At 68.7% G+C, this 12,141-nt stretch carries 15 protein-coding genes; 9 read left to right on the top strand and 6 right to left on the bottom strand.

Annotated features, from left to right (window positions below; all coding sequences use genetic code 11):
* The first annotated feature begins 130 nt into the window (after positions 1-130).
* Positions 131-970 (top strand): helix-turn-helix domain-containing GNAT family N-acetyltransferase, encoded by an 840-nt coding sequence (locus tag A37U_RS0135625; RefSeq protein WP_020501442.1) that lies wholly within the window; start codon positions 131-133, stop codon positions 968-970.
* A 152-nt stretch (positions 971-1,122) separates the two neighbouring features.
* Here A37U_RS0135625 and A37U_RS0135620 read toward each other — a convergent pair whose 3' ends face one another.
* From A37U_RS0135620 to A37U_RS0135610, 3 genes are read right to left on the bottom strand one after another with little or no spacing between them, the layout of a single operon-like run.
* A complete protein-coding gene (locus A37U_RS0135620) occupies positions 1,123-1,719 on the bottom strand; it encodes a hypothetical protein (protein WP_020501441.1) in 597 nt (198 codons plus the stop codon).
* 38 nt (positions 1,720-1,757) lie between these two features.
* A complete protein-coding gene (locus A37U_RS53250) occupies positions 1,758-2,024 on the bottom strand; it encodes a hypothetical protein (RefSeq protein WP_020501440.1) in 267 nt (88 codons plus the stop codon).
* 13 nt (positions 2,025-2,037) lie between these two features.
* A complete protein-coding gene (locus tag A37U_RS0135610) occupies positions 2,038-2,424 on the bottom strand; it encodes an ArsR/SmtB family transcription factor (RefSeq protein ID WP_020501439.1) in 387 nt (128 codons plus the stop codon).
* Between the two features lie 113 nt (positions 2,425-2,537).
* On the opposite strand from A37U_RS0135610, the gene merA reads away from it, so the two are divergent.
* The 4 genes from merA to merB (A37U_RS0135590) all read left to right on the top strand — a co-directional run bounded on the left by merA (position 2,538) and on the right by merB (A37U_RS0135590) (position 5,839).
* Positions 2,538-3,953 (top strand): mercury(II) reductase, encoded by a 1,416-nt coding sequence (gene merA / locus A37U_RS0135605; protein WP_020501438.1) that lies wholly within the window; start codon positions 2,538-2,540, stop codon positions 3,951-3,953.
* Positions 3,954-3,999: 46 nt separating this feature from the next.
* The gene (locus tag A37U_RS0135600; RefSeq protein ID WP_020501437.1) at positions 4,000-4,395 is read left to right on the top strand and encodes a MerR family transcriptional regulator; all 396 of its coding nucleotides are present in this window, start codon (positions 4,000-4,002) and stop codon (positions 4,393-4,395) included.
* 73 nt (positions 4,396-4,468) lie between these two features.
* Entirely contained in the window at positions 4,469-5,146 is a 678-nt protein-coding gene (merB, locus tag A37U_RS48845) for an organomercurial lyase (RefSeq protein WP_020501436.1), read from the top strand.
* A gap of 39 nt (positions 5,147-5,185) precedes the next feature.
* Positions 5,186-5,839: an organomercurial lyase MerB gene (gene merB, locus A37U_RS0135590; protein WP_020501435.1), complete on the top strand. Its 654-nt coding sequence runs from the start codon at positions 5,186-5,188 to the stop codon at positions 5,837-5,839.
* A gap of 106 nt (positions 5,840-5,945) precedes the next feature.
* Here merB (A37U_RS0135590) and A37U_RS0135585 read toward each other — a convergent pair whose 3' ends face one another.
* The 3 genes from A37U_RS0135585 to A37U_RS0135575 all read right to left on the bottom strand — a co-directional run bounded on the left by A37U_RS0135585 (position 5,946) and on the right by A37U_RS0135575 (position 9,902).
* Positions 5,946-7,145 (bottom strand): MFS transporter, encoded by a 1,200-nt coding sequence (locus A37U_RS0135585; protein ID WP_240437788.1) that lies wholly within the window; start codon positions 7,143-7,145, stop codon positions 5,946-5,948.
* A 79-nt stretch (positions 7,146-7,224) separates the two neighbouring features.
* Positions 7,225-9,684, bottom strand: a complete 2,460-nt coding sequence (locus A37U_RS0135580; RefSeq protein WP_026197966.1) for a heavy metal translocating P-type ATPase — start codon at positions 9,682-9,684, stop codon at positions 7,225-7,227.
* Positions 9,681-9,902, bottom strand: a complete 222-nt coding sequence (locus A37U_RS0135575) for a heavy-metal-associated domain-containing protein (protein WP_026197965.1) — start codon at positions 9,900-9,902, stop codon at positions 9,681-9,683. The genes A37U_RS0135580 and A37U_RS0135575 overlap by 4 nt, the downstream gene beginning before the upstream one ends.
* A gap of 112 nt (positions 9,903-10,014) precedes the next feature.
* Here A37U_RS0135575 and A37U_RS0135570 point away from each other — a divergent pair, with 112 nt between their 5' ends.
* From A37U_RS0135570 to A37U_RS0135555, 4 genes are all read left to right on the top strand, one after another.
* The gene (locus A37U_RS0135570; protein WP_020501431.1) at positions 10,015-10,425 is read left to right on the top strand and encodes a MerR family transcriptional regulator; all 411 of its coding nucleotides are present in this window, start codon (positions 10,015-10,017) and stop codon (positions 10,423-10,425) included.
* 40 nt (positions 10,426-10,465) lie between these two features.
* A complete protein-coding gene (locus A37U_RS0135565) occupies positions 10,466-10,987 on the top strand; it encodes a DinB family protein (RefSeq protein WP_020501430.1) in 522 nt (173 codons plus the stop codon).
* Between the two features lie 310 nt (positions 10,988-11,297).
* Positions 11,298-11,720 carry a hypothetical protein gene (locus tag A37U_RS0135560; RefSeq protein ID WP_020497034.1) on the top strand — a complete coding sequence of 141 codons (423 nt, stop codon included), beginning with the start codon at positions 11,298-11,300 and terminating at the stop codon, positions 11,718-11,720.
* A partial coding sequence (locus tag A37U_RS0135555) for a DUF2637 domain-containing protein (protein ID WP_026197964.1) occupies positions 11,717-12,141 on the top strand: 425 nt, incomplete at its 3' end. The genes A37U_RS0135560 and A37U_RS0135555, both read left to right, overlap by 4 nt.

Below are 12,141 nucleotides of genomic sequence, written 5' to 3'. Positions count from 1 at the left end.
ACCGACGACCACCACAGGCGACTCGTTCATCCCTCACTCCATCCATCGATACATCTCGATTGAGTTGAGGTGAATATATCGAGCGCGCTCGATAGAAGCAACCATCGATTTCGATCGATATACTGGCGGCATGGCGATAGCGCTTCGGCAAGCCCAGGTCCTGCCCACCTCNGANGCGGCGACCTACGCCGACTGGTTTGCGTGCCTCGGCGAACCCGTGCGGGTGCGGCTGCTGCACGCGGTGGCCACCAGTTCGAAGGGCATCACCGTGGGTGCGTTGACGAAGATCCTGGGCACCAGCCAGTCGACCTGCTCCTTCCACGTGCGCAAGCTCGCCGACGTCGGCTTCGTCCGGCTCCACAAGGAAGGCACCGCCACGATCGTCACGATCAACGAAGCCTGCTGCACCGGCCTGCCCCACGCCGCCGACGCCGTCATGGGTCTGCTCGGACCTCAGCCCTGCTGCCCGGACAACCTCCCGGCCGATGTCACCGTCCGAGCACTGAACGCTAAGGACTGGACCGCCGTGCGCCGCATCTACGCCGAGGGCATCNACACCGGCATCGCGACCTTCGAGACCACCGTGCCCAGCAAAGCCAGCCTCGACGCCAAATGGCTGCCCGAGCACCGGTGGGTCGCCGAACTCGACGGCGAGGTCGTCGGCTGGACCGCCGCCGGCCCGGTCTCAACGCGCGAGTGCTACGCGGGAGTCGCCGAGACCGCCGTCTACGTCGCTGACGGCTACCGCGGACGCGGAGGTGGGAAAGCGCTGCTGCACAAGCAAGTCACCGAAGCCGACGCCGCCGGACTCTGGACCCTGCAAACCGCGATCTTCACCGAGAACCGCGCCAGCATCGCCCTGCACCACGCCGCCGGCTACCGCACCATCGGCGTCCGCGAACGCATCGCCCAACGCGACGGGATCTGGCGCGACACCGTGCTCCTGGAACGCCGCTCACCCATCAACTGACCGACGCGGCAACATCAACGTGAGCCGAGCAAGATCCAGGAAGGATTGCTTGCGTGGGTTGCCGCTCTGTCGGGCACCGGACCTGACCGAGCCGTCGATATCGACTGCGGGAGGTATCCCTCCCGGCAACACCGATGTGACGCAGCCGCACCTCAGCGGCTCGTGGACTCCGCAGGGCCACAGCAGTCCTCGCCCACGCCAGCGGTCGCGCTGCCCTGGCGAGCGAGGCGTCGGATGCTCCACCACCCGAGGAGCAAGAAGAATCCGAGGGTTGCCGTGAGGATCACGGTGGCATACGGGGCGATGGTTTTCATGGTGGCGGTGGCGCCGCTGGCGCCGACGCCGAACAGCGCCAGGATGGCAGGGAGCACGGGGCTGCAGCACAGGCTGGGCGCGAGGCTGGCAAGGAATCCGAGTCCACCGAGTGCGGCCCGGCCTCCGGCAGTGCGGCGTGCCGCGACAGCTTGGCGCAGGGCATAGACCTGCACGGTCAACACGGCGGCCAGCCCCAGGGCCAGCACGATGGCAAAGCCGAGTAGGAGCCCGGTCAGGTACGTCCAGTTGGACAGGCTGAGTTGTCCGCCAGCCTGTTCGGACGGCAACACCGTGGCATAGGCGGCGAAGCTGATGACCGTCAGAGTCGCGAACACGACGCGGGAGGGACGGTCACGGACCAGTTGCGCCAGCACGGCGCCGCTGGTGACCGGACGGGGATGAGCGGGCGTGGTCGAGTGAGTCGAGGCAGGCATGAACGCTCCTGGTCACAGCGGTGTACGGGCGCGAGGGGCTACGAGGGCCGGTCCTCGTCGCGATGCTCGGGTCGCCTGGGTGCATCACAGGTGCTGGAGTACCTGCTCCGAAGCCGTGTCCCGACCTGCCAGGCCACGACGAGCGCGGCGGCCACGGCGGCACCGATCACCCAGGGGTTGCCCAGCCAGGCGGCGAGAGCGCCGAGTGCGCCCGCGGCGATCAGGGCGGGAGCGGCGCAGCACAGCACCAGCAACGCGCCGACGCCGAGCGTGGCTAGCACCGGCCGCTTGTCCGTGGTGGCCATCGATCCCCCTCCCCTACATCCGTCTCGGGGCGGTCGCGGGTGCGTCGATGCGCTCGCAGGCGTCCAGCGCAGTGCAGTTGTCGGCGGCCAGCGCACGGGCGAGCATGACCAACTCGGCTACCCTCGGATCGGTGACCCGGTAGTAACACCAGCGGCCTTCACGACGAGCGTGGACGTAGCCACAGTCGGCCAGGCACGCCAGGTGGGTGGAGATCCGGCCTTGCGAGAGGCCGATGTGGGCGACGCAGTCGCTCACCGAGCGCTCACCGTCGAGCAGGAACTCCAACAGCCGCAGGCGGCTTGGGTCACCCAGGGCACGGAAGAACTTCGCCACCGTGCCGACCTCGTCCCCTTGGCCAAGCAACCCGTCGACCGGGGCGATGTCCGCCGCCTCACTCATGCCGAATCACCACCTGCACATATTCGCCAAGACGGATACTATGACACCAGGATACATCCGGCGAGGCGAATATGACGAGGCGGGCGCGGCGGCTCGTCAGGAAAGGTGCGGAGATGGCCTTCGATCTGGCGATCATTGGCTCCGGGGGTGCGGCGTTCGCGGCGGCGATCGCCGCGCGGCGGGAGAACCGCTCGGTGGTGATGATCGAGCGCGGCACCGTCGGGGGTACCTGTGTGAACACAGGCTGCGTGCCCTCGAAAGCGCTGCTGGCTGCCGCCGAAGCGCGGCATATGGCCCTGTCCGCGCAGCGGTTCCCGGGGGTGCGGGCCAGCGCTGAGGAGGTCGCGTTTGCCGAGTTGATCGGCGGGAAAAGTGACCTGGTGGCTGCGATGCAGCAGGACAAGTACACGGGTTTGGCCGCCGAGTACGGCTGGGAGATCATCGCTGGCCAGGCGCGGTTCGTGGACGGCCCCGCGGTGGAGGTCGACCTCGCCGGGGGCGGGAGCCGCCGGATCGAGGCCGAGCACTATCTCGTCGCCACCGGCTCGGCCCCGCGGATACCGCAGGTGGACGGGCTGGACGAGGTGGACTACCTGACCTCGACCACGGCGATGGAACTGACGGCCCTGCCGGAATCGATGCTGGTCGTCGGGGGCAACTATGTCGGCCTGGAACAGGCTCAATTGTTCTCTCGCCTCGGGGTGCGCGTGGAGGTGGTCGAGATGCTGGACCGACTGGCTCCGGCCGAGGAACCCGAGGTCTCCGACGCGCTCGCGCGGGTCTTCGCCGAGGAAGGCATCGGCGTGCACTCCGGCACCGTCCTGGCGCGGGTGCGACGCGAGAACGGGCGGGTCGTCGCCGAGCTGCGCGACCCGCGGGGGCACGCTCGCGAGTTGCGGGTCGACGCCCTGTTGATGGCCACCGGGCGCGCCCCGGTCACCGACGGGTTGGGGCTGGACGCCGTCGGCGTACGGACGGGGCAGCACGGCCAGGTCGTCACCGATGAACACCTGCGCACCGAGAACCCCCGGATTTGGGCCGCAGGTGACGTGACCGGGCACCCGCAGTTCGTCTACGTCGCGGGCGCGCACGGCGCGGTCGTGGTCGACAACGCCTTCCACCAGGCAGGCCGAACGCTGGATTACCACCACCTGCCGCGGGTGACCTTCACCAGCCCCCAGGTCGCCGCCGCGGGCCTCACCGAGGTCGAGGCCCAGCAGCGGGGTTACGACTGCGAATGCCGGGTCCTGCCGCTGGAACATGTGCCGCGCGCCCTGATCAACCGCGACACGCGCGGGCTGATCAAGCTGGTCGCCGAACGTGACACCGGCCGGCTGCTCGGTGCGCACGTGCTCGCTGACGGCGCCGGGGAGGTGATCGCCACTGCGGTCTACGCGCTGCACAACCAGATGAGCGTCTACGACATGGGCGAGCTGTGGTGCCCGTATCTGACGATGGCCGAGGCCCTCAAACTCGCCGCCCAAACCTTCACCCGCGACATCACCAAACTCTCCTGCTGCGCCGCCTGAGCGGAAAGACCCAACGATGACCGAGAGCACGGGACAGTCCCAGGTAATGACCGTGGGGGAGTTGTCCCGCCGTACCGGCGTCCCGATCAAAACGTTGCGCCAGTACAGCGACTGGGGCTTGATCTACACCATCGGTCGCAGCGCGGCGAATTACCGACTCTTCGACGCCGACGCCCTGTGGTGTGTCCACCTGATCGGCCAGCTCCGCGGCCTCGGGCTCACCGTGGCCGAGATCCGCGAGCTGACCGGCACCGCCGATCCGATCGGCCCCCGTCTGGCCTGGTTGCTTCAGCGGTCACGACAGCGCCTGTCCGCACGGATCGACGAGTTGCAGCAGACACTGCGGCGCATCGACGAGTTCGAGGATGCCCACCGCACAGAACTAGCCGGGCGGGGTGGGGTGTGCTGGCCGGGTGACCCCCGCTGCGTCGCGCACGCTTGACCCTCACCCCGGGGTCAGACCCTACGGTCGCGGCACTCCAGCAACTACGCCGTCACCGTGGGAGGTAAGGACCGTGACCAGCGCACATCCCACCCAGGCCGTCGACGAACTCAGCCAGCCCGGCGGCGCCCTCGATCTCGGCCCAGCCCAGGCCCGTCTGCTGATCCGGATGCTCCGCCTGCTCGCCCAGGAGGACCATCCCGTCCGCCGTGACCGGGTCCTGGACTCGATCGCGGGCCTGGGCATCGAGCACGCACACGCGGCTGCCCTGCTCGATTCCTGGACCGAACGCGACGACGAGGGCCACATCGTGGGACTCGTTTTGACCCACAACCCGACCGCTCACGAGGTCATCATCGGCGGCGCCCGGAAGTGGACATGGTGCGCGATGGACACCCTGATCTTCACGATCGTGCTGAACACACCGATCACCGTGTGCTCAACCGCCCCCGAATCCGGTGCGGTCGTGCGGCTCCAGGTCAGTCCCTCCGGCACCACCGAGGCCGATCCGGCCGACGCTGTCGTGACGCAGCGAGTGCCCGCTCGTGGCCAATCCGACTTCGGTACGAAGACCGCGATCTGGGGCTCCTTCTGCCATCACAGCTTCTTCTTCCCCAACCACACCGAGGCCGAGCACTGGGCAGCCGGTCGCGACGACATCGCCATTTTGTCTCTTGAGGACGGATTCGCCGCAGCGCGGGGCATGGCCGCGGCGTTGACGCGATACGACGAGGACCAGGCTGGCGAGTGAGCTTGCCGGGCCGAAGTTAACAACCAAGGACTGATCGCCATGACCGAAGAACAGATCCACGCCGGCGTGCAGAAGCTGATTGGCGTGGTCAACGCGAACCTGGCCATGCCTGACCTACTGCCGCACCTGTGGCGCCTGCTCGTCGACCTCGGCGAACCCGTCTCCGCAGAGCACTTGGCCGCCGCTGGCGGCTGGCCGATGGAGAAGGTTCAAGCCGAGCTGGCCAGGCAGCCTGGGGTGGACTGGGACGAGCACGGCCGAATCGCCGGATTCGGGCTGACCCTGCGCCCCACACCGCACGCGTTCACCTTCGACCGCAGGACCGTCTACGGGTGGTGCGCCACCGATACGCTCCAGTTCCCGCGCGGCCTCGGCCACCCCGGCGTGGTGGACTCCACCTGCCCAGCCACCGGCCAGCACATTCGCATCGAACTCACCCCCAACGGCATCGTCCGCGTCGACCCGCCAGAAGCCCTGGTATCAAAGATGCACCTCACCCGGGCCGTGGCCAACCTGCGCGATCTCTGCGATCTCGGACACTTCTTCAGCTCACGCAAGGTCGCCGCCGACTGGCTAACCGCGCACCCGCAAGGCGAAGTCATCCCGGTCGCCGAGGAATTCCAGGTGGTACGGCGAGCATCAACAGAACTGGGCTGGACGGCGCTGTCGGCCCCGAGCCCTCCCGCTTGCTGAGCCGACCTGTGAAGGGCCGGGTCGACCTGGGCCGGTGATTGGCTAACTGACGAGGCTCTCTATCCAGGTGGCCCGGCGAAATTCCGCTGCGCCGGCCGGACGCGCGTCACACCGTGGACGACCTTTCTGGTCGTTCATGGCGGAATGCCGGGAGGGCGACTACCGCAGCGACCAGCGCGGCGACCCCGAAAGAGCTGAGAGCCGCGGTGAATCCGGCAGGCAGCAGGACGGCTTGGAAAGCGAGGCTGCCCAGTCCCATGCCGGTGAACAAGGTGAAGACGTTGAGGCCCATAGCCAACCCACCGTGGCCAGGCAGGTCTGTGACGATGCCGCCCAGCGGTGGTTGGGTCATGTCGTAGCCCAGCGAGAGGGCGACGATGGTGGCTTGCACGGCCAGCAGCGGCAGTGGCGTGGCCAGCAGCAAGGCGCAGACAGCGCCGAGGGCCACGCCGGCGGGGATGATGCGGGCGCGGCCGTAGCGGTCGGCCAGGCGTCCGATGACCGGACCGAGCAGCAGGCCCGGGATGCCGTAGCCGAGCAGGGTCAGCCCGATGCCGAACTCGCCGAGGCCAAAACGTTGGGTCAGGTACACGCCCAGCCAGGTGTAGATGCCGGAGTGCAGCAGCGCGTTGATCAGCACGTAGGTGTAGGTGCGGCGCCCACGGGCCGGGCGCAGCAGGTTCAGGTACCCGGCGGCCACGGTCCGCGGCGCGGGCGGTGCCGCCGACCGCGGGGTCTTCGGTAGTAGTGCCAGCGCCGTGACGAATAGAACCAGCCCGGCCGCGGCGGCGGCCAGGAACAGTCCGGGCCAGCCGACCAGCGGCTCGCCCAGGGCGCCGGTGGTGGCGCCGACGGCGATGCCCCCGGCCATACCACCGAACAGCCAGCCCAGGGCGTGGCCACGCCGCTGGTAGGGCACCAGGTCCCCGATGAGTGCCAGGGAGATCGGTACGACGCCGCTGGCGCCGATCGCGGTGGCCAGCCGCATCCCGATGAACGCCCCGGCGCTGCCGGCCAACGCGGTTGCGGCGGCCAGCACGGTGAGGGCGGCCAGTGAGCCGAGGATGACCGGACGGCGCCCGAGGTGTTCGGAGACCGGTCCCCACACCAGCACCATCGCTCCGTAGGGGATCAGGTAGGCGGGCACGGCCAGCCCAACAAGGTCGGGCGAGGCGTGGAAGACCTCGGCCAGCCGCGGGATCAGCGGCGCGACCATGAAGATCTGCGCGAAGATCACAAACGCCGCGGCGGTCAGTAGCGCCAGCATCCCGCGCGGAGCAGCGGGCTTTGTCAGTTGCTCAGACACGTCATTTCCTGTGCGACAAGTCCAGGGCGCTGCCCCCGAACCCGTGATGTGCGGTCAAATCCGGTGTTGCCGTGGCCAATCAGGTCACGGTTTGCTCGGAGAACTCCTGGCCTGCTGCGCTGCGGGCGCGACCGACGCTGGCGATGGCGCTGATCAGCAGCGAGGGGCGCGTGCCGAAGGAGTTGAGGAAGATCGTGGTCACGCTGGCGGCCATGGCCACCATGGCCCACACCGGGGAAATCAGCCCGGTAGAGGCCAGCGGGATGCCCAGGCCGTTGAAGGTGAACGCCAAGCCCACGTTGGTGCGGGTGCGCCGGTAGGCCCGGGCACTAATCGCACGAGCATCGAGCACCGCGGTGACCTCGTCGCGCAGCAGGACGACGTCGGCGGATTCCACGGCGATGTCGGTGCCGCCACCGGCGGCCACGCCCACGTCAGCCTGCATCAGCGCGGGGGCGTCGTTGATCCCATCGCCGACCATGGCCACCCGGGTGCCGTCGGCCTGCAACTCGCGCACGATCGCGGCCTTGCCCTCCGGGCGCACCCCGGCATGAACTTCGGTGACGCCGATCTGATCGGCGACGTGGCGTGCGGCGCGCTGGTTGTCGCCGGTGACCAACACCGGCTGCATCCCGGCGCGGCGCATGGCCGTGACCGCCTCGGCGGCGTCGGGCCGCACCTGGTCGCCCAGTGCGATCGCACCCCGCAGCACCTGGTCGGCGGCCACCGCGATCACTGTGTGCCCGGCGGCTTCCTGCTCGGCGATCCAGTCCGACAACCCCGCCAGGCCCACGCCGCTGTCGGGGAGCAATCCTGGGCGGCCCACTACGACGTGCTGGCCGTCGACGGTGGCGCGCACGCCGGAGCCGGTCATCGACTCGAAATCGTGCGCCTGCGCCACGGTCAGTCCCGCGTCCTCGGCGGCGACCACGACAGCGCGGGCGAGGGGATGTTCGGAGTGGTGCTCTGCCGCGGCGGCCAACGCCAGCACGGCGGCCGTGTCGCCGTCGGTGGAGGCGACGGCCCGCACGGTGGGGCGGCCTTCGGTGACGGTGCCCGTCTTGTCCAGCACGATGCGGCGTACCAGCCGGAAAGTCTGGAATGCCTCGCCGGTGCGCATGACGATGCCCCGGTCGGCGGCGTGCCCGGTGCCGCGCACGATCGCCAGCGGTGCCGCGATGCCCACCGCGCAGGGGTAGCCCATCACCAGCACCCCGAGCGCGGCGAACACCGCCCGGTGCACATCCGGCTGCCCGGAGACCGCCCAACTCGCGCCGAGCCAGGCCAGCAGCGCCACGGCAGCGACGATGAGCACTGTGGGCGTGTAGACGCGCAGCACCCTGTCAACGAGGTGCAGGATGCCGGGCTTGAGCGCCCGGGAGTCCTCCACATGGCGCACCACTTGAGCCAGGAAGCCTTCCGCTCCAGTGGCGGTGACCTCGATCAGCAGGCTGCCGGTGCCGTTGATCGCCCCGCCCACGACCTCCTCGCCCGGCCCGCGCTCGGCCGGGACCGGTTCCCCGGTGACCAGCGAAAAATCGACCGCTGAGGAGCCGGAGCTGATGCGCCCGTCCAGCGGAATGCGCTCACCCGGCCGCACCCGCACCAGCTGGCCCACCTCGACCTGCTCGACGGGCACCTCGGACTCGCCGGAGTCGGTGGCCAGCCGGGCCAGGTCGGGCTGCAGGTCCAGCAGTTTCTTGATCGACTGACTGGAGCGGGTCTTGACCAGCAGCGACAGCCACTCCGAGAAGATGTGGTAGGTCGCCACGATCGCCGCCACCGCGAAGAACTCCGCAGTCGGATAGTCCGCCAGGACGCCGGTGAGCCCGACGATGCCGCCGGTGATGCCGGCGAACGCGCCGATCTCCAGCAGCACGTGCTGGTTGAGGATGCCGCGGCGCGCGGACTGATACGCCATCCGCAGGATGTGCGGGGCCACCCCGAACACCATCACCCCCGCCAGCCCGGCGGCGATCCAGCCGTTGACTGGTGGTGCGAGCAGCCCGGAGAAGCGGGCGGCCAGGGCAAGCGCACCGGGGGCGGCGACCGCGGCGGCCCATCCGGCCGCCCGCCCCTGCCCGGTGGGGCGCAGGATCGAGAACACCAGCGCCAGCGCCCCGACCAGCAGGGTGGCGCACGCGATCGTCCACCAGCCCTCGGCGATCTGCACCATCGCGGGCAGGCTCACGCCGATCGCGGTGAACAGCCGTTGGCCCTCGCGTAGCAGGTCGCGCTCTTCGTCCTCGAAGGCACGCAGCTTGCGTGGATCGTAGAGTTCGTAGCCGATATCACGCAGCGTGCCCAGGATCTGTTCGGGCTCGACAATGCCGGGGTCGTAGTCAACGAGGGCCTGCTCGTGGGTCAGGCTCACCGATACAGTGCCGACCCCGTCCATGCGGCCCAGGGCCTTCTCGATCGTGCCTGTGCACAGCGAGCAATGCAGACCCGAGATCCGCGCCCGAATCCGCCGCTGGCCCGGCGTCGTACTCGGCTCCGAGGCCCACAACTGCGGGCGTTCCTCAACGGCCGTACTCACCGGCTCGCCCCGTCGATGACCTCGAAGCCCGCCGCCTCGATCCGCTCAGCCAGCACCGCACGATCGGCAAGTCCCGGGCCGATACTCACCTCCACATGGCCGGTGCTGTGGTCAGCGGTCACTTCCCGCACGCCGTCCACGCGGTGCAGCACCCTCGCGATGCGCTGTTCACACCCCGAGCACGACATGCCCGTGACCTGCAACCTCACCATATCCATGGTCGTTTAACTCCCCTGGTTCCCTGCGGTTGTCCTCGCCTCCGTAGACGTTAGAACCTTGTCCCTGGGGTAAGGTCAAGGATGAAAGTTCCGGCCGCCGCAGGAGGCTCTGATGGGCATGACCGTGGGCGCGGCGGCCAAGGCCGCCGGGGTCAGCGCCAAGGCGGTGCGACTGTGGGAGTCCAAGGGGTTGCTTCCCCCGGCCGAGCGCACCGAGGCCGGCTACCGCGTCTTCACCGAGGACGATCTCGACGTGCTGCGCTTCATCCGCCAAGCCAAGACTCTGGGCCTGACCCTGCCCGAGATCAAAAACATCATCGACCTGCAGCGCGACGGCGCCACCCCCTGTGGCCGGGTCACCGAACTGCTCGATACCCACATCGCCGAGATCGACCGCACACTGACCGAACTCCGTCAGCTCCGCCGCTCACTGGCCACCGCCCGCCAGGCCGCCCGCGACAGCCAACGCCGCGGCGAAGACGCGGTCGTCTGCCACATCATCGAAAACCACACCACCCGTTAGCCAATGGCGCTGACACCCGAAACCGGCAGACACTGCACGGATGGACAAGCAAGCCGTGCACGATGACATGGAGCGCGCACGCGTCAGCTTCCATCGGCTCCTCAACGCTGCTACCGATGCCGATCTGCGCAAGCCATCGAACGGAACCCGCTGGAACAACCGGCAACTGCTGTTCCACATGCTGCTCGGCTACCTGATCATCCGCGCCTTGGTGACCCTGGCGAAGGTGTTCGACCGGCGACCCTCCGGTGCCGGACGGGGTTTCGCGCGGGCGCTCAACGCTGCGACCACACCATTCGACCTTGTGAACTACGCCGGTTCCTACCTCGGCGGAACCGCCCTCACCCGCAAGCAGATGGCTTCCCGGTTCGATCGCGTGATCGCGGCACTGCACCGTCGACTGGACGCCGAAACCGAGGCCGACCTCGTCCGCGGCATGCACTACCCCACCCGGTGGGATCCGTTCTTCCAGGAGTTCATGACCCTGGCCAATATCTACCGCTTTCCCACACAGCACTTCGATTTCCACATGCGTCAGCTCACACTCGACGACGCGAGCTGACGCCAAGCCGCAGGAAGCCCACCGCGCTCGCACATCGTGGACTAGCTTCCACGCCGCGCCCGGCGCCACATCGGCCCGGACTGCCACCGGCTTATCGAGACAGGACCGGGGGCGGACCGACAGCCCTCAAACACCTTGCGGGAATAGAACCCGGACACCTGCCCCTGACCAGCACATTCACACGAACACGGAACATAAGCCGATAACCGGACAGGAAGCCCCTTGATCTCGCGTTTTCGCAGGTCAAACCCTGTGTAGGGGCTTCCTGAGTGCCCTTCCTGTGGAGGTTGGGGGAGCTTACTCGAACACAATGGCCCAGGTCAGCGCCCTGGAAACACTGCGGACGAAGTTGCCGGACCTGGCTACACCGCCCCAACCGTCACCGAAGCGGGCAAAGCCCGGCCGCACCCGGCGCCTCCCCGACGACCAAGTGCAGCAACTGATCAAGGGCTACCAGTCCGGCGCCACCGTCTACGAGCTGGGCGACCAGTTCGGCATCGAGCGCCGCACCGTCAGCGCCATCCTGCACCGTCACGGTGTCTCGATGCGCCGACGTGGTCTATCCGCCGAGCAGATCGACGACGCCGTCCGCCTCTACAACCAGGGGTGGTCGCTGGCCCGGATCGCCGCACGCATGGACGTCGCCGCCGGCACCGTGCGCCAGCGCCTGCACGAACGTGGCGTCCCGATCCGCGACACCCACGGGCAGCCCCGGGCAGGTGACGCCCGATGACCAACACTCCCTCCACAGCCAGCCCCGCTCCCGATCGATCGCTGCACCTGCAGTGCGCGTGCACATTGCTAGTGGCCGTGGGCGCGGCCTACGTCTCCTACCGGCACGGCCGCGAATTCGCGCTGCGGTTCGGCGCCGACGAGACCACCGCCACCCTCTGGCCGCTCATCGTCGACGGGTTGTTGACGATGGCCACGATCGAGCTGTGGAAGGCGGGCCACCGTCATTGCGCCACCGGGCGGTGGAAGGCGTGGCTGTCGTTCGCCCTCGGCATTGGGCTTTCGCTGTGCGCCAACATCGCCTCCGCGCCCGAGCTGAACGCCTTCTCCATCGCCGTCGCCGCCTGCCCACCCCTCGCGCTGCTGCTCTCGGTCGAACTCCTCAACCAAGCGATCAAGCGCCGCCGCGCGGAGACGGTACG

The organism is Sciscionella marina DSM 45152, assembly GCF_000379465.1.
Lineage (GTDB): Bacteria > Actinomycetota > Actinomycetes > Mycobacteriales > Pseudonocardiaceae > Sciscionella > Sciscionella marina.
Note: the sequence above shows the minus strand (reverse complement) of the source record. Positions and strands in the feature narration are given on the sequence as shown.